The sequence below is a fragment of the Kitasatospora sp. NPDC001603 genome, assembly GCF_040298365.1.
Taxonomy (GTDB): Bacteria; Actinomycetota; Actinomycetes; order Streptomycetales; family Streptomycetaceae; genus Kitasatospora.
This window is the reverse complement of record NZ_JBEPAA010000046.1, coordinates 16,445-39,244: the sequence shown is the minus strand read 5'-3', so window position 1 is coordinate 39,244 and position 22,800 is coordinate 16,445. Positions and strand designations below refer to the sequence as shown.

Annotated in this window: 20 protein-coding genes and 1 pseudogene; 11 read left to right on the top strand and 10 right to left on the bottom strand. The window is 74.5% G+C overall.

Features of this window, described 5'->3' with window-relative positions:
- The first annotated feature begins 57 nt into the window (after positions 1-57).
- Positions 58-726 (top strand): response regulator, encoded by a 669-nt coding sequence (locus ABT263_RS25920; RefSeq protein ID WP_352293789.1) that lies wholly within the window; start codon positions 58-60, stop codon positions 724-726.
- Positions 727-750: 24 nt separating this feature from the next.
- Here ABT263_RS25920 and ABT263_RS25915 read toward each other — a convergent pair whose 3' ends face one another.
- Positions 751-1,182 (bottom strand): Lrp/AsnC family transcriptional regulator, encoded by a 432-nt coding sequence (locus ABT263_RS25915; RefSeq protein ID WP_329491109.1) that lies wholly within the window; start codon positions 1,180-1,182, stop codon positions 751-753.
- 69 nt (positions 1,183-1,251) lie between these two features.
- Between ABT263_RS25915 and ABT263_RS25910 the strand changes: the two genes are divergently transcribed.
- The 7 genes from ABT263_RS25910 to ABT263_RS25880 all read left to right on the top strand — a co-directional run bounded on the left by ABT263_RS25910 (position 1,252) and on the right by ABT263_RS25880 (position 6,341).
- Positions 1,252-2,124, top strand: a complete 873-nt coding sequence (locus tag ABT263_RS25910; protein WP_352293787.1) for a hypothetical protein — start codon at positions 1,252-1,254, stop codon at positions 2,122-2,124.
- 527 nt (positions 2,125-2,651) lie between these two features.
- Positions 2,652-3,419, top strand: coding sequence for a LysM peptidoglycan-binding domain-containing protein (locus ABT263_RS25905; protein ID WP_352293785.1), 768 nt, complete (start codon positions 2,652-2,654; stop codon positions 3,417-3,419).
- 77 nt (positions 3,420-3,496) lie between these two features.
- The gene (locus tag ABT263_RS25900; RefSeq protein WP_352293783.1) at positions 3,497-4,189 is read left to right on the top strand and encodes a class I SAM-dependent methyltransferase; all 693 of its coding nucleotides are present in this window, start codon (positions 3,497-3,499) and stop codon (positions 4,187-4,189) included.
- 94 nt (positions 4,190-4,283) lie between these two features.
- Entirely contained in the window at positions 4,284-5,033 is a 750-nt protein-coding gene (locus ABT263_RS25895) for an SDR family NAD(P)-dependent oxidoreductase (RefSeq protein ID WP_352293781.1), read from the top strand.
- A gap of 189 nt (positions 5,034-5,222) precedes the next feature.
- Positions 5,223-5,819, top strand: coding sequence for a TIGR03086 family metal-binding protein (locus ABT263_RS25890; RefSeq protein WP_329491114.1), 597 nt, complete (start codon positions 5,223-5,225; stop codon positions 5,817-5,819).
- A gap of 104 nt (positions 5,820-5,923) precedes the next feature.
- Entirely contained in the window at positions 5,924-6,136 is a 213-nt protein-coding gene (locus ABT263_RS25885; RefSeq protein ID WP_352293779.1) for a GNAT family N-acetyltransferase, read from the top strand.
- A complete protein-coding gene (locus ABT263_RS25880) occupies positions 6,129-6,341 on the top strand; it encodes a GNAT family N-acetyltransferase (RefSeq protein ID WP_352293778.1) in 213 nt (70 codons plus the stop codon). Before ABT263_RS25885 ends, ABT263_RS25880 begins: the two co-directional genes overlap by 8 nt.
- Before the next feature lie 329 nt (positions 6,342-6,670).
- Here the strand turns inward: ABT263_RS25880 and ABT263_RS25875 are convergent.
- The 9 genes and pseudogenes from ABT263_RS25875 to ABT263_RS25835 all read right to left on the bottom strand — a co-directional run.
- A pseudogene (locus ABT263_RS25875) lies at positions 6,671-7,120 on the bottom strand ((2Fe-2S)-binding protein); the annotation flags it as partial.
- Between the two features lie 73 nt (positions 7,121-7,193).
- Positions 7,194-9,197, bottom strand: coding sequence for a xanthine dehydrogenase family protein molybdopterin-binding subunit (locus ABT263_RS25870; protein WP_352293776.1), 2,004 nt, complete (start codon positions 9,195-9,197; stop codon positions 7,194-7,196).
- A 644-nt stretch (positions 9,198-9,841) separates the two neighbouring features.
- Positions 9,842-10,507: a cysteine hydrolase family protein gene (locus ABT263_RS25865; protein ID WP_352293774.1), complete on the bottom strand. Its 666-nt coding sequence runs from the start codon at positions 10,505-10,507 to the stop codon at positions 9,842-9,844.
- Positions 10,504-10,743 (bottom strand): acyl carrier protein, encoded by a 240-nt coding sequence (locus tag ABT263_RS25860; protein ID WP_329491118.1) that lies wholly within the window; start codon positions 10,741-10,743, stop codon positions 10,504-10,506. The genes ABT263_RS25865 and ABT263_RS25860 overlap by 4 nt, the downstream gene beginning before the upstream one ends.
- Before the next feature lie 112 nt (positions 10,744-10,855).
- Positions 10,856-11,869, bottom strand: a complete 1,014-nt coding sequence (locus ABT263_RS25855) for a class I SAM-dependent methyltransferase (RefSeq protein WP_352293773.1) — start codon at positions 11,867-11,869, stop codon at positions 10,856-10,858.
- Between the two features lie 4 nt (positions 11,870-11,873).
- Positions 11,874-12,935: an NAD(P)H-dependent flavin oxidoreductase gene (locus ABT263_RS25850; protein WP_352293772.1), complete on the bottom strand. Its 1,062-nt coding sequence runs from the start codon at positions 12,933-12,935 to the stop codon at positions 11,874-11,876.
- On the bottom strand, positions 12,922-13,767 hold the full coding sequence (locus ABT263_RS25845; protein ID WP_352293770.1) for an aminoacyl--tRNA ligase-related protein: 846 nt from the start codon (positions 13,765-13,767) through the stop codon (positions 12,922-12,924). Before ABT263_RS25845 ends, ABT263_RS25850 begins: the two co-directional genes overlap by 14 nt.
- A gap of 108 nt (positions 13,768-13,875) precedes the next feature.
- The gene (locus ABT263_RS25840; protein WP_352293768.1) at positions 13,876-14,763 is read right to left on the bottom strand and encodes a diiron oxygenase; all 888 of its coding nucleotides are present in this window, start codon (positions 14,761-14,763) and stop codon (positions 13,876-13,878) included.
- 186 nt (positions 14,764-14,949) lie between these two features.
- Complete coding sequence (locus ABT263_RS25835) at positions 14,950-16,290, bottom strand: condensation domain-containing protein (RefSeq protein WP_352293766.1); 1,341 nt, start codon at positions 16,288-16,290, stop codon at positions 14,950-14,952.
- A 1,031-nt stretch (positions 16,291-17,321) separates the two neighbouring features.
- Here ABT263_RS25835 and ABT263_RS25830 point away from each other — a divergent pair.
- The 3 genes from ABT263_RS25830 (at position 17,322) to ABT263_RS25820 (ending at position 22,671) form a co-directional block, all read left to right on the top strand.
- Entirely contained in the window at positions 17,322-19,322 is a 2,001-nt protein-coding gene (locus ABT263_RS25830) for an ABC transporter ATP-binding protein (RefSeq protein ID WP_352293764.1), read from the top strand.
- On the top strand, positions 19,319-21,100 hold the full coding sequence (locus tag ABT263_RS25825; RefSeq protein WP_352293762.1) for an ATP-binding cassette domain-containing protein: 1,782 nt from the start codon (positions 19,319-19,321) through the stop codon (positions 21,098-21,100). Before ABT263_RS25830 ends, ABT263_RS25825 begins: the two co-directional genes overlap by 4 nt.
- 314 nt (positions 21,101-21,414) lie before the next feature.
- The gene (locus tag ABT263_RS25820; RefSeq protein ID WP_352293760.1) at positions 21,415-22,671 is read left to right on the top strand and encodes an MFS transporter; all 1,257 of its coding nucleotides are present in this window, start codon (positions 21,415-21,417) and stop codon (positions 22,669-22,671) included.
- The last annotated feature ends 129 nt before the right edge of the window (positions 22,672-22,800 follow it).

Below are 22,800 nucleotides of genomic sequence, written 5' to 3'. Positions count from 1 at the left end.
GATGTGAGGATGGTGGCGAGCAGCGCCACCCGCACCACATCGAGGGGATGACCAGCAGTGATCCGAGTCCTCGTCGCCGACGACGAGCCGCTCATCCGGGCCGGGATCAGGATGATCCTGTCCTCCGCCGACGACATCGACGTGGTCGCCGAGGCCGCGGACGGCCGGCAGGCCCTCGACCTCGCACTGGCCCACCGGGTCGACGTCGTCCTGCTGGACATCCAGATGCCGGTCATGGACGGGCTGACCGCCCTCGGCGAGCTGCGCCGGGTGGCGCCCGGCGCGCGGGCGCTGATCCTCACCACCTTCGGGGAGCGCGACAACGTCCTGCGCGCCGTCACGGAGGGCGGGGCCGGGTTCCTGCTCAAGGACACCGCGCCGGCCGAGCTGATCCAGGCCGTCCGCGCCGCCGCCACCGGGAACGCCTTCCTCTCACCCGCCGCGACCCGGTACATCGTGGACTCGCTGGCCGGCGCCCGCAGCGGCCCGGCCGCGGCCCGGGGGGCGTCCGCCCGGCAGCGGCTGGAGGTGCTGACCGCGCGCGAGCGGGAGGTGCTGGCCCTGCTGGGCGAGGGGCTCTCCAACGCCGACGCCGGCGCCCGGATCCACATGAGCGAGGCGACGGTGAAGACGTACGTCAGCCGGATCCTGGCCAAGCTGGGCTGCGAGAACCGGGTGCAGGCGGCGCTGCTGGCGCGCGACGCGGGGCTGGGTGGCGGGATCTGACCCGGCCGGGTGCCGGGTCCCCGGTCAGCGGGTGGCGATCCGCAGGGCGAGCCGGGTGTTGGAGTGGGCGACGCCCGCCTCGTGCTTCAGCCGGCGCAGCAGCTGGTCGAGTCCGGCGGCGTCGGCCACCCGCGCGCGCAGCAGGTAGTCGTACTCGCCGGTGACATGGGCGGCCTCGGTGACGCCGGGCAGTCGTAGCGCGGTGGTCTCGAAGGCGTCGCTGTCCGTCTCCGGGCGCAGCCGGACGTCGACGAAGACGGTCAGGCCCGGACGGGCGGTGTCGGCGGCCGGGTCGACCAGGGCGGTGAAGCCCCGGATCACACCGCTGCGGACCAGCCGGCGGACCCGGTCGGCCGTCGCGTTGGCACTCAGGCCCACCCGGGCGCCGAGGTCGCGGTAGGAGATCCGCGCGTCCGCGCGCAGTTCGCCGATGATTTCGCTGTCGAGGGCATCCATACCGCGATTGTCGCGGCCCTGGCCGGTTTCCGGCCGTCGTTGTCGCGGCGGGTGGGCGACGGTGGCCCCATGACTCTCGGGACGGCCCTCGGGGCCGGGGTGACGGCGACGGACCCGATCCAGGCCGTGGCGGCCGCGGCGGGGCCCGCGGCGGCGGCGCTGGCGGGCGTCGGGGCGGGCCTGGGCGTGGCGGTGCCCCTGGGGGCGGTCGGGGTGCTGCTGCTGGAGGAGGGGCGGCGCGGGCGCGCGGCCGCGGTGAGTGCGGCGTGCGGGGTGGCCTGCGTGGACGCGGCGTACGCGGCGCTCGCCACGGCGCTCGGCTCCCGATGGGCAACGACCTCCGCCGGCTGGGAGTCCTGGGCCCGGATCGGCTCGGCGGTGGTGCTGGCGGTGGTGGCGGTCCGGGGGCTGCTCGGGCTGCGGCAGGCACCGGGCGGCCCGGCGGGCCCGGGCAGGGCGAACCGGGGCGGCCCGGCGGGCCGGGGCAGGGCGAACCGGGGCGGCAGGGCGGGCCGGGGCGGCAGGGCGGGCCGGGGCAGGGCGAACCGGGGCGGCAGGGCGGGCCGGGGCAGGGCGAACCGGGGTGGCAGGGCGGGCCGGGGCGGTAGGGCCTTCGTGGGCGCGGCGGGCGTGGGTGGGGCGGGGCCGGTGGGCCCTCCGGTCCGGGCCTTCCTGCGGTTCACCGCCCTGACGGCGGTGAATCCGACCACCGCGCTCTACTTCGCCGCCCTGGTCACGGGCGGTAGCGGCCCGCGGGGCGGCACGGGTGGCGCGGCCTTCGTCGCCGGGGTGCTGATGGCCTCGCTGCTCTGGCAGCAGGGGCTGGCGGCGGTGGGCGTCTCGGTGGGCGCGCGACTCTCGCCGCGGGCCCGGGCGCTCAGCTACTGCGTCGGGTACGGACTGGTCGTGTGCTACGCGCTGCGCATGGCGTGGCCACGCTGAGTGACAGGTGTGGGCGACGCCACGGGGGCGGTCCGCGGAACCGGGAACTCCGGTGGCGGCGGTGACGGTCCGTCGGCCCGCCATCGCTCTGTGTCGACGGTGTGGGGGGCCTCACAGATGGACAGGTGTGAGCGATGGCACGGAAATTGATCATTCGATCTTGAAAATGCGGTCAAACACGTAAATTTCGGGCACAGTTTCATGATCGATACCGCCGGTAACAGTCAACTGACCTGCGGCGTCCAAGAATTGCTTGAAGCCGCCCCGGTGGGGGCCGTAGCTTCATTGGCGGTGCAACGAGCACCACCCGGGTTCACCCCCGACGCACAGCCCGCCGACTGACCCCCGGCGCGAGGGCCGTGCCCGTTGACGCGACCGGCTCGAACAGGCCGTCGGCGAGCGAGGGTGGCCGGGGCGGCGCGGCACGTCCGACACGTGCCCGGCCGCCCGTCGAGTGAGGTGAGCGCGAAGGCCCTGCCAAGGGTCTGGTTCCGCCTGCCCGCCCGGGGCTTGTCGAGAGGACTTTCATGACGATCCGTAACGAGACCGCCGCTGCCACCACCAACACCACCACCGCCGGGAAGCGCCGCAGCCGTGCCCGTCTGGTGCTGGTCGGCGGGGCCGTCGCGGCCCTCCCGGTGGCCGGCCTCGTCACGGCCACCTCGGCCTCCGCCGCGTCCACCTCGACCTGGGACGCCGTCGCCCAGTGCGAGAGCGGTGGCAACTGGAGCATCAGCACCGGCAACGGCTTCACCGGCGGACTGCAGTTCACCCCGTCCACCTGGGCCGCGTACGGCGGTACCGCCTACGCGTCGCAGGCCAACCAGGCCACCAAGGCGCAGCAGATCTCGGTCGCCGAGAAGGTGCTCGCCTCGCAGGGTCCCGGCGCCTGGCCGGTCTGCTCGGCGAAGGCCGGTCTGGCGAAGGGCGGCGCCCCGGCGGCCGTCGACACCGCCGCCCAGGCCGCCCCCAAGGCGCAGCAGCCGGCCAAGCCCGCCAAGCCCGCGCAGACCCCGCAGGCGAAGCAGGCCCCGGGCAAGGCCGCGCAGGGCGACCAGGCCCAGAAGCCGCAGAAGACCCAGTCCTGGAAGTCCCAGGACACCGCCAAGCCGGCCAAGCCGGCCGCCGCCGACCGGAACGGCTCCGGCGGCAGCTACACCGTCAAGAGCGGCGACACCCTGAGCGACATCGCGGCCAAGTTCAGCACCGACACCGCGAGCCTGCACGCCAAGAACGTCAAGGCGATCGGCGGCAACCCGGACCTCATCTTCCCGGGTCAGACGCTCAGCGTCTGACGCCCGCCCCGCACCTCGCACCGAGCGGCCGCCCCGTCCAGGGGCGGCCGCTCGGGCGCGTCGGTAGGGTCGACGCCATGCCCCGACTGATCGGTGACGGCGAGTTGACCAGCTCGGACGTGGTCGCCAACAACACCATGAACCGCGAGCGAGGGCTCAGCGGCGTCAACAGCTACACCCGGGAGCTGGGCTTCGACCCGGCCGGGTGGCTGGGCGGCCGCTGCGGCGCCCCCAGCTGGCTGGACCTGTGCAGCGGGGAGGGGCGGGCGCTCGTCGAGGCCGCCCGCCGGCTGCCGACCGCGAGCGTGCTGACCGGTGTCGACCTGGTGGGCCCGTCGGCCCCGCCGGCCGCCCTGCCGGCGGGTGCGGCGCGGCTGGAGCTGGTGACGGCGGCGGTGGCGGACTGGGTGCCGGAGCGCGCCTACGACCTGATCACCTGTGTGCACGGACTGCACTACCTCGGCGACCAGCTCGGTGCGATCGCCCGTGCGGCGGGCCGGCTGGTGCCGGACGGGCGGTTCGCCGCGCACTTCGACCCGGATTCGGTGCGCCGGGCGGACGGATCGAGCGCCGCGCGCGCCGTCCTGACGGCGTTGCGCGCGGCCGGGTTCGAGTACCGGGCCCGGAGGCACCTGCTGGTGCTGGACGGTGCGCGGACCGTGCGCCTGCCGTTCGGGTACCTGGGGGCGGACCCGTCGGCCGGTCCGAACTGGACCGGCCAGCCCGCGGTGGCTTCGTACTACCGGGAACAGCCGATTGTTGAAGATTGAACGCGACGTCCGAATACCGCCGGACTCGTGGGCGGCGCCGGTCGAGGATTGAGTCATGTCCGCGAACGAGTCAAGGAGTTCTGACGATATGACGATGACCCAGCTTGCGAAGCTCGACGGCAAGGTGGCCCTGGTGACCGGCGGCAGCCGGGGGATCGGGGCGGCGGTGGCCCTGCGGCTGGCCGAGGACGGCGCCGACGTCGTGGTCACCTACCAGGGCAGTGCGGAGCGGGCCGAGGCGGTCGCGGCCAAGATCACCGGCATGGGCCGGCGCGGCTGGGCCGTCCGGGCGGACAGTGCCGACCCGCAGGCCGTCCGGGCCGTGGTCGAGGCCGTGGCCGAGCGTTTCGGGCGGCTCGACATCCTGGTCAACAACGCCGGCGTCGGCGTGCTCGGCCCGATCGAGGAGCTCACGCTCGACGACGTGGACCGGGTGCTGGAGGTGAACGTCCGGGCGCCGTTCCTCTACGCCCAGGCGGCCTCGGCCCACCTGGCCGAGGGCGGGCGGATCGTCACGATCGGCAGCTGCGTCGCGAAGCACGTGGCCTTCCCCGGTGCCACGCTCTACGGGACGAGCAAGGCCGCGATGATCGGTCTCACCAAGGCGCTCTCGCGCGAGCTGGGCCCGCGGGGGATCACCGCGAACGTCGTCCACCCCGGCCCGATCGACACCGAGCTGAACCCGGCGGACGGTCCGTCGGCGGAGTTCCAGCGCGGGCTGACGGCACTCGGCAGCTACGGCCGGGTCGAGGACGTCGCGGCCACCATCGCGCACCTCGTCGGTGAGGACGGCCGGTACATCACCGGCGCCGAGATCGCCGTGGACGGCGGCCTCGCCGCCTGATCGGGCGTGGTCCGGCCTGATCGGGCCTGGTCCGGCGTGGTCCGGCCCGTTCGGGGTGGCCGGCGGTCGGCGGGCCGGTCGAACGGGGGCGACGGCCGGCCCGGCGCGGTGTTGCGCCGGGCCGGTTGTCGGTCCCCCCGCTTACGATCGGCCGGTCCGACCGCTCGCCCCGAAGCGAAGAGGTGCGCCATGACCGCAACGGAAGACCCGATCGACCTGCTCGCCCGGGCCCTCGCCCAGACCGCCGGGCTGATCGACGGCATCGGTGCCGAGCAGGGCATCCACCCGAGCACCTGCCGCTCCTGGGACGTCACCCAGCTCGTCAGCCACCTCCTGTTCGACCTGCGGCAGTTCACCCTCCGGGCCGAGGGCGGCGACCCGGACTGGTCGCAGCCCTTCGACCGGGTCGAGGGCGACTGGCTGCACGCCTTCGAGGCCGGCGCCGAAGAGCTGGTGGCCGCCTGGCGCGCGGCCGGCGACCTGGACGGCGTCATCGAACTCCCCGGGGGGAAGCACCTGCCCGCCCGCTTCCCGCTGGACCAGCAGATCGCCGAGTTCGCCGTGCACGGCTGGGACGTGGCCCGCTCCACCGGCCAGTCCACGGCCGGCCTGGACCAGGAGGTCGGGCGGGCCGCGCTCGACTGGGGGCGCGGCGCGCTGCGCCCCGAGTACCGGGGCAGCGAGGAGGAGCACCACTCCTTCGGCCCCGAGGTGGCCGCGCCCGAGGACGCGCCGGTCTACGACCGGTTGGCCGCCTTCTTCGGCCGGGACCCTGAGGCCCGCTGAGCCGCGGGCGGGGTGGCCGGCCGCCGGTGGCCGGCGCCCGGACCAACCGGCTCCGGCTCCCGCCCGTACGGAATCCGGCAGGATCCGCTGATGACCGATCCGCGGTGACGTTGCGCAAGCCCGTGCCCGACGACTGGCAGGCCGTGCACTCCTGGGCCGGCCTTGAGGAGGCTTGTCGCTACCAGGCGTGGGGGCCGGACACCGAGGACCAGACGCGCGCGTTCGTGCAGACCGCCGTCGACGCCTGGTCGCACGCCCGTCAGCCGCGATACGTCTACGTCGCCCGCTTCGGGGGGCGAACTCGTCGGCATGGGTGAGCTGGGCATTCGCAACCGTCGCCATCGGCAGGGCGAAATCGCCTACATCGTGCACCCGAGGGCCTGGGGGCGTGGCGTGGGTACGGCGATCGGACGGGAGCTACTGTCGCGCGGGTTCGGGGAGTTGGGACTCCACCGGATCTACGCGAGCTGTGACACCCCCGCAACCTCGCGTCGTCCCGGTTGCTGGCCGGGCTCGGCATGACGTACGAGGGGCGGCATCGGCACACCGCGTTGATCCGGGACGGCTGGCGGGACTCCGAGGTGTTCGGCCTCCTCGAAGCGGAATGGCGGCCGCACCCCGGCGATGGACGGTGATCTCGCTGGTGCGGGCCCATCCGGGTAAGGGCGCGGCCACCGTTGTCGGCACGGGCCGGGCCGGGACGTTCCGGTTCGGCAAGGGTGTGGCCGGTCGGTCCCGGGCCGGGCTCAGGGTGTGGGGCGCGCTGCGGGCCCGGCCGCGGCCCGGGTGGTGAACACGGGTACGAGTCCGGGTGCGAAACCGGTCGTCGCCGTGGGTGCGGCGGCCGCCTGGGCGGCGGCGGCCTTCTTGATCGCCTCGCGGATCCGCGGGTAGGTGCCGCAGCGGCAGATGTTCTGGATCCCGTCGATGTCGGCGTCGGTCGGCGCCGGGGTGCGGCGCAGCAGGGCGACGGCCGTCATGATCTGGCCGGGCTGGCAGAAGCCGCACTGGGCGACGTCGCACTCCAGCCAGGCCTCCTGGACGGGATGCAGGACCTCGCCGTCGGCCAGGCCCTCGATGGTGGTGACCGTCCGGCCGGCGCAGTCCTTGACCGCCGCCGTGCACGGCTGGAACTCCTCGCCGTCCAGGTGGCTGGTGCAGGCGCGGCAGACGCCGACCCCGCAGCCGTACTTGGGGCCGGTGACGCCGAGCTTGTCGCGCAGCACCCAGAGCAGTGGCATGTCGTCCGGCGCCTCGACGGTGACCGGCTGCCCGTTGAGGACGAAGGTGTGGCTGGGCATGGGGAGTCGGGCCCTTCGAAGAGGTCGGTGGCGGCGGCGGACCGGGGCCGCCGGGGGAGTGCGGGCGGCGGGTTCAGAAGTCGAGCGGGAAGGAGCGCGGGGCGGTTCCGGTCGCGCGGGCGTAGGCGTTGGCGACCGCGGCCGAGGCCGCCGGGACGCCCAGCTCGCCCGCGCCGCCGGGTGGACCGCTCGGCGGCAGCAGGTGGATCTCGACCGAGGGCGGGGTGTCCCGCTGCCGGGCGTAGCGGAAGTCCGAGAAGCTGCCCTCGCGGACGGCGCCGTGGTCGATGTGGTTGCCGGCCCGGAGGATCACCGAGATGCCGTCGATCAGCGCGCCCGTCAACTGGGCCTCCAGACCACTGGGGTTGATCACGCGGCCCACGTCGGCGGCGATCACCGCCCGGGTGACCCGCGGCCGGCGGGGATCGGAGGCGTCCAGCTCGACCAGGTAGGCGACCCGGCCGCCGTTCTCGTCGTGGTAGCCGATGCCCTGGGCCTGGCCGGCGGGCATCGGGCGGCCCCACCGGCCGGCCTGGGCGACCTTGTCCAGGACGGCCCGGCCCTGGGCGTCGCGCAGCCGGGCCCGGCGGAAGGCGACCTGGTCCTGGCCGAGCCGCCGGGCCAGTTCGTCCATCATGATCTCGTCGGCGACCCGGACGGTGCCCGAGTAGACCGAGCGCCAGCTGCCGGTGGGCACCTCCAGCGGCACCTCGGAGAGCAACTGGGTCGGGACGCCGACGTCGTACGGGTTCTTCTCGCTGAGCAGGAAGAAGGCCTGGGCGAGGCTGATCCCGGCCACCGAGAGGTTGAACCCGGCGGCGGTGAGCGCCTCGCCGAGGCCGTGCCGGAAGTCGGTCCGCACGGTGGCGACCCGGTGTTCGTAGCTGAGCACCTGCCCCAGGCCGTAGGTGGCGCGCACCCGGTGGTGGCTGGCGGGGCGCATCCGGCCGTGGCGCATGTCGTCGTTGCGGGTCCACATCAGCTTGACCGGGCGGCCCGCCGCCCGGGAGATCTGGGCGGCCTCCAGCGCGGCGTCGAAGAACAGCCGCCGCCCGAACGAGCCGCCGCCGCGCACCACATGGACGGTGACGGCGTCCTGCGGCAGGCCGAGTTCGGCGGCGATCGTCTGCTGGGCCACGATCGGGGTCTGCGAGGCGAACCAGATCTCGGCCCGGTGGGGGCGCACGTCGGCGACGGCGGTCAGCACCTCCATGGGCGCGTGGTTGACGAAGGCGAAGTCGAACTCGCCGTCCACGTACTGGGTGAGCAGCGGCGGGACGAGGAACGGGGCGTGGGCGGCGCGGAGTCGGGCCCGGATGTCGGCGTCGGAGAGCGCCGCGACCGGACCGGGGTTCCAGGAGGTGCGGAGCGCGTCGCGGGCCTTGAGCGCCTGGTCGAAGGTTTCTGCCAGGACGGCCACGCCGCTCGGGATCCGCACCACGCCGAGGACGCCGGGCATGGTGCGGGCGGCCGAGGCGTCCAGGGACCTGAGGGTGCCGTTGATGGTGGTCGGGCGGGCGACCACGGTCGGCACCGCGCCGGGGACGGCGAGGTCGCCGGCGTACTTCGCGCGGCCGGTGACGATGGACCGGGCGTCGATCCGCCCGGTCCGCCGGCCCACCAGACGCTGCTGGTCGGCCGGCTTCGGGGTGGCGGGCACGGCCGGGACGGCCACGGCGGCGGCCTCGGCGGCGAGTTCGCCGAAACCGGCCCGACGGCCGTCGGGGGCGAGGACGGCGGAGTCGGCGGTGCGCAGCGTGTCGGCCGGCAGCGACCAGCGGCGGGCGGCGGCGGTGACCAGCCGGGCGCGGGCGGCGGCGGCCGCCGCGCGGACCGGGTCGTACAGCGAGCGCACCGAGTTGGAGGCGCCGGTGAGCTGGTTGAACAGCAGGTCGGGGCGGCCGTCGGAGAGCGGGACGTCGACGTCGCCGAGCCGGGCGTCGAGTTCGTCGGCGACGAGCATCGCGATGGTGGTGGTGAGGCCCTGTCCGACCTCCAGCCGGGGGAGGTGGAGCGCGGCGCGACCGCCGGGGGTGATCTCCAGGACCAGCAGGTGGGCGGTGGGCAGTCCGGCCACGATCAGCGCGTCGCCGAGGTCCAGGATGTCGGGGATGCCGGGCAGACCGAGCGACTGCGGTGTCTCGGCGGCCCGTTCTGCGGCGGCGGCGTGGGCGGTGGCGGGTGCGGCGGCGTCGAGTCCCGCCCGGGCGGCGACGGTGAGGGTGGGGGCGGCCAGCAGATAGGTGAGGAACCGGCGGCGGCCGGTGGGCCTGGCGGCACGGTCGGCGGCGGCCTGGGCGGCGGTGTCCCGCCCGCTGCCCGGGGATGCGACGGAGGTGCTGATGGCAGGAGCCCTTCGAGCCGGGGTCGGCTCCGGCCGGGCGGCCTCGGCGGCCCCGGCCCCGGTGCCGGATCACGAACGCGGTCGAGCATAGGAGGGGGCTACTGGCCGGTCAACACGGGCACTTCGGGCCGGAACGGGCATCTGCGGGGATGTCGGATGGGGCGGATACGGACGGCACGGCAGGGCGTGGTGGCGGCCGCGGTACCGCTGTCCGGGTGATGGCCGGGCCCTGCCCGTACGGGGGTTCGCCGCTCGGCCGCGGGTCCGGCCCGGGGTGTCCGCGGGCCCGCCGGCGAGCGGGGCCGCAAAGCCGCGGGAGGTGGCCGTGCGGGTGGTCGGAGCGGACCGGGGCGGCCCGCTCCGACCACCCGCGGGCGTCAGCCCTCCTCGGGGGCCGGGAACCCGAACCGCGCCAGCAGCTCGGCGGTGTCGAGCAGTTGGACGCCGAGCCCGGCGACCTCGGCCAGCCCCTGCTCGCTGGTGCGGGAGATCGCGTCGGGCACGGCCACCACCCGGTAGTCCCGCTCGCTGGCCTGGATCAGGGTGGCCCGGGGGCAGTTCGGGAAGTTGCAGCCGACGAGGACGACAGTGTCCACGCCGTGCCCCTCCAGCAGCTCCTGCAGGGCCGTCCGGTAGAACGCGCCCCAGCGCGGTTTGAAGATCGCGTACTCGCTCGGACCCAACTCCTGGGCCCGCCCGGCCAGCAGGAGCTCGGGGTCGAGCGGGGGCGCGCCGGGCGGGGCGAGCGCCGGGGCGAGCCCGCTCCCCTCGGAGCCGGGCGCGACCAGGTCGGTGCCGGAGGCCAGCAGCGTCCGGCGGACCAGGTCGGCGTTGCCGCCGCCCTTCTCGTACAGCCGGACGACGTGGACCACCGGGCGGCCGGCGGCGCGGAAGGCCTCGACCGTCCGGCGCACCTGCGGCAGCACCTCGGTCGTGCCGGGGATGCCGTAGGGGCTCTCGGAGAGGAAGTCCCGCTGCAGGTCGATGGTGACCAGGGCGGAGGACGCCGGGTGCGGGGCGAGGTGCGGGTCGGCCGTCGTCATGCCGCCTCGATCAGGTCGGCGAGGAAGCGCTGCTCGATCCGCTCGACCGTGCGGAAGTCGTCGACGCTGACCTCCTGGAGGTCGATGGTGCGGCCGGAGATGCTCTCCAGCAGGTAGATGAACTCCAGGAAGTCCAGGGAGTCGATGAGGCGGCCCTCGATGAGGTCCTCCTCGCGGTCGATCTCCCGGTCCAGCTCGGGGTTCTTGGCGTTGATCCACTCGATGATCTGCTGCATGACAGCTCCTGGGAGGTTTCGAAGGGTGCGCCGGCGACGCGTCCGTGACGGAGTCCGCGGGGACGGCGCCGGCCCGGCAGGCGGTAGGACGGACGGGCGGTACGGGCGGCGCTCAGGCGGTGGTGCCCCCGGCGCGGCCCACCAGGAGGCGGGCCGACTGCTCGGCGGTGGGCAGCACCTCGATGTCCGACAGCCCGGCCGCCGTCATCAACTCCGCCATCTCGGCGGTGGTGTAGCTGCGGCCGCCGCTCCAGAGGGCGAGGGCGGAGAGGTTGTGCAGGGTGGTGAAGACCGGCGCGGTGCGGGACTCCTCCAGGAAGTGGCCGTGCACCAGGACCCGGCCGCCGGGGCGCAGCGCCGCCGCCGACCGCCGCAGGATGGAGAGGCAGTTCTCCGGGCTCTCCTGGTGCAGCACGTTGGAGAGCAGCACGACGTCTGCGTCGGTGCCGAAGGCGTCCCGGTAGTAGTCGCCGGTCCGGGCGGTGATCCGGTCGGCCAGACCGGCCTCGCCGATCACCTTGCCCGCCAGCTCGGCCACCGGCGCGAGGTCGACCACCTCGGCCCGCAGCCCCTCCCAGACCCGGCAGAACGCGATGCTGTAGCTGCCCGCGCCGCCGCCGACGTCGATCAGCCGCCGGGCGTCCTCGGGCGGCAGCGCCCGGGCGACGGCCTCCGCCGTCCGGGAGTTGTACTCGTGCATGCCGAGGATGAAGTCCTCGACGTACGCCGGGTCGTCGGTGAGCCGGCCGCTGCGGTCCTCGACCGCGCGGCCCTGCTCCAGGGCCTGGCCGAGCCGGCCCCAGGGCTGGTACCAGCGGCCCATCACCCGGACCCAGCGCACCAGCGACTCCGGCGAGCCGGTGGTGAGCAGGCGCTCGGCGGTGCGGGTGTTGCGGTACCCGCCGTCGGGGTCCCGGGTCAGCAGCCGCAGGGCGGTCGCGGCGTCGAGCAGCCGCAGCGCGGAGTCCGCGGGGACGGCGCAGCGCTCGGCGACCTCGTCGACGCCCAGCGGGCCGTCGGCGAGCGCGTCGAACACCGCGAGTTCGACCGCGGCGATCAGTACCTGGGAGTGCCAGTAGCCGAACGCCAGCTGGCTGACCTGGGTCAGTCCGAGGTCCAGGGCCATGGGGTCACGTCCTTTCGGAGGGTCGGAGGGAGTCGGGGACCGCGTCGCCGGGGCGGGCGGCGTCGCCGGCGAGGGCGGCCCGGAACTCCTCGCGGAGCCGGGCGACCACCCGCCCGGCGGGCTCGACGGCCGTGATCCGCCCGCTGCCGAGGCCGGCGTAGCGGGCCATGGCGTCGATCCGGCCCTCGGCCTCGACGGTGGGGGCGGCCGCGGAGCCGCGCGGCACCGGACGGCGGACCCCCATCACGGTGGTCCAGGCGATCAGGGTGGCCGGCGGCGGCTCGGGCGAATCGGTGACCGGCCCGCGCAGCACCCGGTGCGGACGGCCGGGCCAGCCGATCGAGAAGCGGTCGGTGATCAGGGTGTCCGCGCCGGTCGCCGCGACCACGGCCTTCTTGTAGTCGTCGTGCGCGGCGGACTCCGCGGTGGTCACGAAGACCGTGCCGCACAGCGCCCCGCTCGCCCCGGCCCGGAGCGCGGCCAGCAGGCCGGCGCCGTCGGTGACGGCGCCGGACACCAGCGCGGGCGGCTCCTGGTCGTAGGCGGCCAGCAGCTCGGCGAGCGGCCGGGTGCCGAGGTGGTGGCCGCCGGCCTCGGTGCCCTGCAGCACGACGGCGTGGGCGCCCAGCGCCGCGGCGGCGGCCGCGTCCTCGGGCGTGCCGACCTGGACGACCAGCCGGTGGCCGGCGTCGAGCACCCGGCGGGCCTCGGCCTCCGGCGGCAGACCGTAGCTGTTGAGCACGAGCTGCCGGTCGGCCGCCTCGATCAGCGCGCCGATCTGCTCCGGGAGCAGCCGGCCCGACACCTCGGGGATCAGATTGACGCCGAAGGTGCGCGCCGTGCGGCGGGCGGTGTCGCCGATCAGCTCGACGGCCAGCGCACGGTCGCCCTTGTAGAGCGCGACCGTGCCCAGCGCGCCCGCCTCGCTGACGGCGGCGGCCAGGGCCGGTCCGGCGATGCCGCCCATACCGGCCTGCACCAGGGGGAACTCCACGCCGAGCGCGGCGGCGCCGCGCTCGGCCGCGGCGAGCACCCGGGCCCGCTCCCCGGTGTCAGGCGCGGACATCGCGCACCCGGGCCAGGGCCTTCTCGGCGGTGCCGTGGGCGAGCAGCATCGCGTGCACCCAGCGCTCGACGCCGAACGCGGTGCAGCTGCTGTGCGCGGTCGCGCCGCCCGAGGTGATGCCGAGCCGCTCGCCGAAGAAGTTGCGGTGGCGGTTGACCGAGGCGATCGCGGTGCCGTCGGTGGCGACGAACTCGTACTTCACCGGGTCCAGGGCCATCAGCTTCGCCCGGGAGCCGGTCCGGTCGTAGAACGGGTCGTTGGCGGGCTGGTACGACAGCTCGACGCCGAGGCGCCCGGCCAGCTCCTCGACGAAGACCCGGGAGGTGGCGAGGTGGTCGCGGGCACCGTCGGCCGAGCCGAAGTACACGACCTCGCGCATGTGGAAGCCCCAGAGCCGGCGCAGGCCGTCGTAGTGGTCCTCGTTGCGGAAGCAGCGGCCGACGGCGGTCAGCCGCAGCTCCTCGCCGACCTCCTGGCCCTCCAGCGAGAGCAGCACGCCGTAGCAGGTGGCCGAGGGCAGCACGTAGCCGGTGGGCTCGACGGGCTGCCGGCCGGCCTCCGCACCGGCCGCCAGCTCGTCGACGGCCTGCTCGGACAGGCGGGCCGCGAGCACCCCGAGGTGGGGGAAGTTCCGGAAGTAGTCGAGCTTGGCCAGGCCCTCGACGGGCAGCAGCGGCGGGCCCACCACGGCGGGCGCGGCGACCTGGTCGGCCAGGCCGGTGAAGAGCGCGTCGAGCTCCAGCAGCAGCGCGGCCCGGTCGGGGTCGAGGGCGACCAGGCCGGGGCCGGGGTCGCGCAGCCGGACGGCGGCGGGCTCTACGGTCGATGTCATGCGAGCGGTACCTCGTTCTCGTGGATGGTTCCGGTGGGGCCGGTGGGCTGGTGGTTCCGGTGGTTCCGGCGAACCTGACGGGCCGGTGGTCCCGGCGGGGCCGAGGGTTCAGGCGGCCTTCGGTGCGAGCACGCCGATCCGGCGGTAGAAGGCGGTGGTGCGGCTGACGATCGCGTCGTGGACCGGCCCCCGGGCCGGGTCGGCCAGCAGCCGGGTGCGGAAGGCGAACGGGTCGGGGATGCCGGCGTCCCGGTAGACGTCCACGCTGTAGAGCTGCTGGATCGAGGCGTTGATGTACTTCTCGATGTACTGCCGGGCGGCGGTCAGCTCCTGCTCGTCGCCGGCCTCGCGCAGCCGGTCCCAGAGCGCGCGGACCAGCTGGGCGCCGAACGCGATGTGCCGGGACTCGTCCTGGTGGTGGACCCGGTTGATCGCCCGGATCGTCTCCGGCAGCGCGGTGTCACCGGCCATCTTGCTGTTGAAGTGGTCCACGATCTGCTCGAAGATCAGGATCCGGCTGAACACGATGAAGTTGTCGAACAGCGCGGAGTGCTTCTGGTCGCCGAAGCTCATCGCCCGGTTGGGGTAGAGCTTCCCGCCGTAGCGCAGGCAGAACTCGGCGAAGAACCACATGTGTTCGTTCTCCTCCCCCAGGAAGTGGTGGAAGAACGGCGTGGGGATCTCGTAGCCCGGGGCGTGGATGCGCGCCACGACCTCCTGCATCAGCTCGCGGATGCCGTGCACGTTCAGGCTGTAGAAGTTGACGCTCTCCCACTTGGCCAGCGTCAGGTACTGCTCGCGGGTGAGCTCGGCGGCCGCGTCGGTGCCGTGGACCGTCATCAGGTCCTCGCTCATCCACAGGGCACCCTCGGGGATGCTCTCCGGCCAGTCGAAGGTCTGGTACGGGTTGTAGTACTCGTTCTCGGCGGCGGTGGTCAGGCGCTCGACGGCGGTGCTGACCTCCTCGTCCCAGATGGCGGGTGCGGTGCTGCTCATGGGTGCGTGCTCCTGTGCGACGGAGGGCTTCTGGGCTACTTCGGGCGTACTTTGGGCGTACTCCGGGCGTACTTGGGCGATCGTCGGGCGTGCTCCGAGGTACGTGGACGTACTTCGGGCGTGACCGGACCTACGCCGGGCGTACTCCGGCTGGGCGTACTTCGGTGGTGGGGGAGGGAGGTCGGGTCAGGAGCCGGCGACCGGGAGGGTGTCGAGGCCCGGCAGGCCGGCCGCGCTCTCCACGAGCAGCCGCTCGAAGGCGCGCAGCAGGCGCTCGATCTCCGGACGGGGGATCAGCGCGGTGTCGGCCATCAGGTACAGCAGGCAGGTGTCCGGCTCGTAGGTGGTGTGCACGAAGAAGTCGGCGTCCTGGCGTTCCCAGGTGCCGATCAGCGAGACCTCGGTCTTCTCGGTGAGCGCCCGCAGCTGCTCCGCGGAGCCGTCGGTGGCCGGCAGCCGCTCCCAACGGTCGTGCAGGCGGACGTCGTTGAAGAAGGACGCGAGCCGCAGGGCACCGCCGCTCGCCTCCCGGGCCGCGTCGATCACCCCGTCGACCACCAGCGGGTCGTACTGCGCGAAGCGGTAGGCGTTCATGCCGGCGAGGAAGGTGGCGCGGATGACCTCCTCGAAGGTCGGCCGGGCCACGTCCAGCGAGAACAGCGCGTTGGCGGTCATCGCGGCGACCAGGCGGCGGCTGCGCTCGTCGTGCCGGTTGACGGCGATCAACTGCAGGACGGCGGTGCTGTTCCCGGTGTACGCGCCGAGCAGCGCGGCCGTCCCGGCGAGCAGGACGGTACCGGTGCTGACCCCGCAGCGGTCGGCGAGCGCGCTGGCGGCCACCGCGGTGGCGGGCGAGTCCATGCGCAGCCGGACGAACCGCTCGGCGGCGTCCGTGACCGGGGAGGCTTCGCCCGCGACCGGCGGGAACCGTGTGGCCGGGAACATCGTGGGCGGCAGGCCCGCGAGGCTCCGGCGCCAGTAGTCGACCGAGGCGGCGCCGCGGGCGGCGCCCGGGCCCTCGGTCTCGAACCCCGCCTGGTCCAGCGGCTGCCAGGCCGGCGGCTCCGGGTCCTGCCCGGCGAGCAGGGCGCGCAGGTCCTGCTCGACCTGCTGCACGCCCCAGAAGTCGACGCCCAGGTGTGAGAAGACCAGCGCTACCTGGACCGGCTCGCCCTGCTCCGTCACCACGGCGCAGCGGAACGGCCACTCCTCGCGGTGCCGGAAGGGTTCGGCCGCCAGCGCCCGGGACACCTCGTCGGCGACCGTCGCGCCCTCGCCCGGCGGGGCCTCGTGGACGGGGACGGCGAGCTCGCCGGAGGCCGACACGTGCTGCACCGGCCCCTGCCCGGTCTGCTCGAACCGGGTGCGCAGTGCCTCGTGGCGCGAGAGCAACCGGCCCAGTGCGTCTTCGATCTGATGGAGCGTCAGGCCGGGTGGTGCGGACACGACCCGGGGGATGTTGTAGTAGTGGGCGCCTTCGTCGAGCCACTGGATGGACTTCCAGATGGCGCGCTGACCCCAGGTCATCGGGGCGCTCCCGGTCCGGTCCCCGTGGAACCGGAGGGAGCCGACACGACGTTGTTCCATGCCTATGCCTCTCGGGGCTGCGCCGCGTCAGCGGCGCGGTCGGTTGACGGCGTGGTGCGGTGCGGTGATGCGGTGGGGCTGCCGCGTCCTCGGCCGGGCGCCACGGCAGTGGGGCGCCTCGGGGGTGCGGTGCATCGCTCGGGGACGTGCGGGCGAACCCGGTCGACCGCCGTAGGCGGCCGGCCCGGCGGAACGCGAGGCGGGAGCGGTGCGGCGGTGCGGAGGGCGGACCGGCGGTCGCGGGGACGGTGCGGCGTGAAGTCCGGTGGAGGGTGGGACGCCGCGGGGGGTGGGGCTGGCTGTGGGCCTCGCCCTCGGTCCGGCTTCCAGAGGTGCGGGGCCACCGATCGGGCGGCGGCCCACGTCGACCCCGGTCCGAGGTGAAGGACGGAGACACCGACCCGGCCGGCCGGTTTGCTCCCTTCCGCTTCGGACCCTAGCGACCACCGCTTCGGGTTGTCCAGCACCTTCCGGCGGCCCGCGCCGCTCCTCGGCCGGGCGGGCCGAACCACCCGGCCCGCCCGGAACCGGCAGTTCCACGAATTCCTTGACGTGACCACTGGTCTAGTCCAAGCTGATCGCGGCGCACGATCATGAGCAGCAGCGGAACAAAATCGGTTGTCACCCACGCCCGCCGCTCCGCCGACCGCCCGGGTACCCCGTGGCTCCTGCTCGCGCCGAACCGCACAGCCGCCGGTCCTGCTTCGGGGTGTCTTCCAGCACCGGTACGAACGACCGCGGTCGACGTCGCGTCACGCGTCCGCTCCCTTGCCCGCCGGCCCGGCAGTCCGCCGGTTCCGTCCGTCCGTCCTTCCGGTCCACGTCCTGTCGTTCGCCCTGCACGTCGTTCATCCGGCTCGCCGTTCGCCCTGCACGTCGTTCACCCTGCATGTCGTTCACCCGGCTCGTCGGGCCGGTGCCTCACCGGTCCGCCGGCTTCGTCAGCACACTTGTCCACGGGGGTTTTCAAGGTGTCGTCATCCGTTCCGTCTGCCGACGCCGGCTGGCTCGGCAGCCGCGTCAGGCGCTGGCGCGCCGTCGTCGAGCTGCTGCGCCATGCCGGGGCCGGCCTGCTCGTGTCGGGCGCCGTGGTCCACCTCGTGGTCGGGCTGCTGCCGATCGCGTTCATCGCCTGGACCAGCCGGGTCATCGCGGACATCCCGGCCGCCGCGGCGGCCGGGGGCACCACGGGAGCGGACTGGGAGAAGGTCGCCGCGGCGCTCGGCATCGCCGTCGGGGCGTTCGTGCTGCAGCAGTTGCTGACCCCGTTCCAGACCGTGGTCAGCGAGGTGGTCACCCGCCGGGTGGACGGCGCCTGCATCGGCCGGCTGATGGACGGCGCGCTGAACGACCTGCCCGCGGCGGAGCTGGAGCGGCAGGACGTGCTCGACCTGCTCTCGGACGCCCGCAGCGCCTTCGACCGGGCCCGGCCCACCCCGGGCGACGCCGCCGCCGGAGCCCTGGCGCTGATCGCCCGCTACGCCCAACTGGCGGGCGCCGCCGTGATGGTGGCGGTCACGCTGGGTGTCCTCCCCGGGGTCATGGTGGCCCTCACCGCCCTGGTCATCCGCTTCGGCCAGCGCGGCTCGCTGGGCCGCTTCGCCACCCTGCTTGGCTCGCTGGCCGGCCCGCGCCGCCGGGTCGGCTATCTGCGGCGGGCCGCCGGCGGGCCCGAACTCGCCAAGGAGACCCGGATGCTGGGGCTGCTGCCCTGGCTGCTCGGCCGTCACGAGCGGGAGGCCCGCGAATACCTCGAACCGCTCTGGACCGGGCGCCGCCGGCTGCTCTTCTGGCCCTTCGTCGGCCTCGCGGTGGTCGGTCTGCTCGGCGGCGGCACCGCGCTCGTGGTCCTGGCCCGCAGCGGGGTCGACGGCACGCTGTCGCTGCTCCAGCTCTCGGTGGCGCTCCAGGCCGTGCTGATCCCGATGCGCTTCGGCGTCTACTTCCCGGAGAGCGACGTCCAGACCCAGTACGGGCTGGCGGCCTACGACTCCCTGGTCCGCTTCGAGGCCCTGGCCCGCGCCCGGGTGCCCGCGCGGCCCGGCGTCGGCCCCGCGCCGGACTCCGCCGCCGGGACCTCGCCCGCCGGTATGTCGCCCGCCGGGGCCTCGCCCGCGATCGACGGTCCGATCCGCTTCGAGAACGTCGCCTTCCGCTACCAGGAGGACGGCCCCGACGTGCTGCGCGGCCTGGAGCTGGAGCTGCGGCCGGGCCGGTCCACCGCGATCGTCGGCCTCAACGGCTCCGGCAAGACCACCCTGGTCAAGCTGCTGGCCGGGCTCCACGAGCCGACCGAGGGCCGGATCACCGCCGGCGGCACCGACCTCGCCGGGCTGCCCGCCGAGGCGTGGCAGCGCCGGATCGCCGTCATCTTCCAGGACTTCACGCGCTACCAGCTCACCGCCGCGGAGAACATCGGGATGGGCCGGCCGGAGCTGCTCGGCGACCGCGAGGCGCTGCTCGCCGCCGCCGAACGGGCCGGAGCGGCCGAGATCGTCGCGCGGCTCCCGAAGGGCCTGGACACCGTCCTGTCCACCCAGTACGAGGGCGGCAGCGACCTCTCCGGCGGGCAGTGGCAGCGCATCGCGCTGTCCCGCGCCCTGCTCGCGGTGGACGCCGGCGCCTCGCTGCTGATCCTCGACGAGCCCACCGCACAGCTCGACGTGCGCGCCGAAGCGGCCTTCTTCGACCGCTTCCTGGAGATGACCGAGGGCATCACCAGCGTGATCATCGCCCACCGGTTCTCCAGCGTGCGCCGCGCGGACCGGATCGTCGTGCTGGCCGACGGCGGCGTGGCGGAGAGCGGCACCCACGAGCAGCTGATGGAACTCGACGGCCGCTACGCCGAGCTGTTCAGGATCCAGGCGGAGCGGTTCGCGCGCGACGAGGAATCCGGCGACGGCCCGACCGACGCGCAGGACCCGGACGGACAGGAAGAGGACCGCACCATGCGCCCGGTGGGTGCCCGATGACCACACTGTTCCACGCCGTGCGCCGGCTGCTGCGGCTCGCCGTGCACTGCGACTCCCGTCGCCTGACCCACGCCGTCCTGCTGATGACCGTCGGCTACCTGGCCACACCGCTGATCGCGGTCAGCCTCAAGGAGCTGACCACGGCCGCCATCGACGGCACCGGCTCGGCCGCCACCTGGCTGGCGCTGACCACGGCGCTCCTGCTGGTCGTCGAGCTGACGATGAATCACTTCGCCCACCTCTCCTACTTCGAGCTGGGTGAGCTGGAGGAGCTCAGCCTGCAGGCCGAGGTGATCTCGATCGCCCACGGCGACCGCGGCCTGGAGAAGCTGGACCGCGCCGACGTCGCCGACGCCCTGACCCTGATCCGCGAGGAGCTGCCGCGCACCCGCGCCGCGCTCGAAGCCGTCCTCCAACTCGGCGGGCTGGGACTCCAGATGGCCGTCACCGCCGTCCTGCTCGGGCTGCTCAACCCGTGGCTGCTGCTGCTCCCGCTGTTCGCCGTGGTGCCCGTGCTGGTCGGCAACCGGGCCCAACTCCTGGTCGACCGGGGCAAGGAGGCCACCGCGCCGGAGAACCGGCTGGGCCGGCACCTGCTCGAACTCGCCACCACCCACGCCTCCGTGAAGGAGGTGCGGCTGTCCGGCGCCGCGTCGGTGCTCATCGAGCGCCACGGCCGCGACTGGCGGCGCGCCACCGGCACCCTGGCCCGCGCCCACGCCAAGGCCGGACTGCTGCGCGCGGCAGGGCAGTTGGCCTTCGCCGCCGCGTACGGCGGTGCGATCTACCTGGTGGCCCGGCAGACCGTGAACAACGGCGCCGGCGCCGGCATCGGCGACGTCATCCTGGTCATCACGCTGGCCGCGCAGGTCAGCCTGCAGGTCTCCAGCGCGCTCACGCTGCTCTCGGTGCTCCAGGGCGCCGGCCGCACCCTGCAGCGACTGGACGGGCTCCGCGAGCCGCACCGGGAGGAGGCGGCTGGCGGCACCGTACCCGAGGCCATGACGGCCGGCATCCGCCTGGAGGGCGTCACCTTCCGGTACCCGGGCCAGCAGCGGGCCGTCCTGGACGACGTCACCCTGGACATCCCGGCGGGCGCCGCGCTCGCCGTCGTCGGCGAGAACGGCGCCGGCAAGAGCACGCTGGTCAAGCTGCTGTGCGGGCTCTACCGGCCCACCTCCGGCCGGATCCTGATCGACGGCGTCGACCTGGAGGAGTGCGACCCGCAGCTCTGGCAGCGCCGGGTGGCCACGCTGTTCCAGGACTTCGCCCGGCTGGAGCTGAGGCTGCGGGACAACGTGGGCATCGGGGACCTGGAGCGGCTGGACGACGACGCGGCGCTTACCCGGGTTCTGGAGAGCGCCGACTGCGGCCCGGCGCTGGCCCGGGTCGACGGCGACCTCGACGGGCTGCTCGGCCGCGGCTACGGCGACGGGGCCGAACTCTCCGGCGGCCAGTGGCAGAAGCTCGGCCTGGCCCGGGCCCTGCTGCGCCGCCGCCCGCTGCTGGTGGCGCTCGACGAACCGGCCTCCGCCCTGGACGCCACCGCCGAGCACGCGCTGTTCGAGCACTTCGCCGACCTCGCGGCCCAGGCTCGGGCGGACACCGGAGCGGTCACCCTGCTGGTGTCGCACCGCTTCTCGACGGTGCGGATGGCGGACCTGATCGTGGTGCTGGAGGGCGGCCGGGTGTCGCAGGTCGGCAGCCATGCCGAACTCGCCGCCGCGGAGGGCCTGTACGCGGAGCTCTACCGACTGCAGGCCCGCGTCTACCGCTGAGCTCTGCCGTCGGCGGGTCCGCGCCCGTCGCAGGGCTCTGCCGTCGGTGGGTCCGCGCCCGTCGCTGAGCTCTGCCGTCGGCGGGTCCGCGTTCGCTGCTGGGCTCTGCCGTCGGTGGGTCCGCGCCCGTCGCTGGGCCGACGGCCCGGTCCCGCCCCCTTCGCCGGGGCCGGACCGGGACCGGACCGGCCCCGGCGGCGAAGTGGCCCACTCCTGTGCCATACCACTGGCCCTGTCGGCCGGTCCACCCGCTCCCTAGCATTGATCCTGTCAGTGCGACCGAGCGGCCGACGGCCGCCCGACCCGGGAGAGCTGTGTCGATTCGATCCGTCCCACCGGCCGGGGCCCGGCGGACCCTCGCCGCCGCCCAGTTGATCAGCTCGATCGGCGACGGCGCGTACTTCACCTGCTCGGCGCTGTACTTCACCCACGTCGTCGGCCTCTCGGCAGCCCGGCTCGGCCTCGGCCTGGCCGTCGCCTGGGCGATCGGCTCGCTGGCGGGAGTCCCGCTCGGCCACCTCGCCGACCGGCGCGGGCCGCGGGGCACGGCGGTGCTGCTGGCCCTGGCCACCGGTGCGGCCGTCGCCTCCTTCCTGGTCGTCCACTCCTTCGCGGCGTTCCTGCTCGCCGCCTCCGTGTACGCCACGACGCAGTCCGGGCTCACGGCCGCGCGCCAGGCGCTGGTCGGCGGCCTCGTTCCGCGCGAGGAGCGCACCGAACTGCTCGCCCGGCTGCAGTCCACCCTCAACGCGGGACTGGCGCTCGGCGCGGCCCTCGGTGGCGTCGTCCTGACCGTCGGCACGCGGACGGCCTTCCTCGCCGCCTTCCTGGTGACCGCGCTGGGCTTCCTGGGCGCCGGACTGACGCTGCTGCGACTGCCCGAGGTGGCGCCCGGCCGGGACCGGACCGGCGCCGCGCCCCGGCTGGAGGTGCTCGCGGACCGGCCGTTCGCGGTGGTGACCCTGCTCAACACCGTCCTGTTGCTGCGGATGCCCCTGCTCAGCCTGGTGATCCCGCTCTGGATCGCCGAACGGGCGCCCGGGCTCGGCTGGTTGGGGTCGGGCCTGTTCGTCCTCAACACGGTCGGGGTGATGCTCTTCCAGGTGCGGGTGGCCCGCCGGGTCACCGGACTGCGGACCGCCTCGCGGGCCGTGCGCGAGGCCGGCGTCGTCCTGCTCGTCTCCTGCGTGGTCTTCGCCCTGGCCGCCGCCGCGGGCCTGCCGCCCTGGGCGCTGGGCGGGCTGCTGGTCGCCGCCGCGGCGCTCCAGGTGGCCGGTGAGCTGCGGCAGTCGGCCGGCTCCTGGCAGATCGCCTTCGACCTGGCGCCGGCCCATCAGACCGGCCAGTACCAGGGGTTCTTCGGCTCGGGCGTGGCCGTGGCACGCACGGTCGGTCCGCTACTGCTCACCACGCTGCTGCTGAGCTGGGGCACGCCGGGCTGGCTGCTGCTGGGCGCACTGTTCGCGGCGGCCGGCTGGGCGATGGGGCCGGCGGTGCGTTGGGCGGAGCACCGCCGCCCGGGAGCGGTGGCGGTGCCGCAGGCGGCGCAGGCGCTACCCGCGCGCATCTGATGGGCCCTCATCAGCGGGCGGACGCTGTCCGGATGGTGAGGGGTGCGGACGGCCTGCGGTGGATTTTGCGCCAAATCCTGCTCCGATAACGGAAATTGCCGGACAGATGGCGTCGCACCAGAATAATCC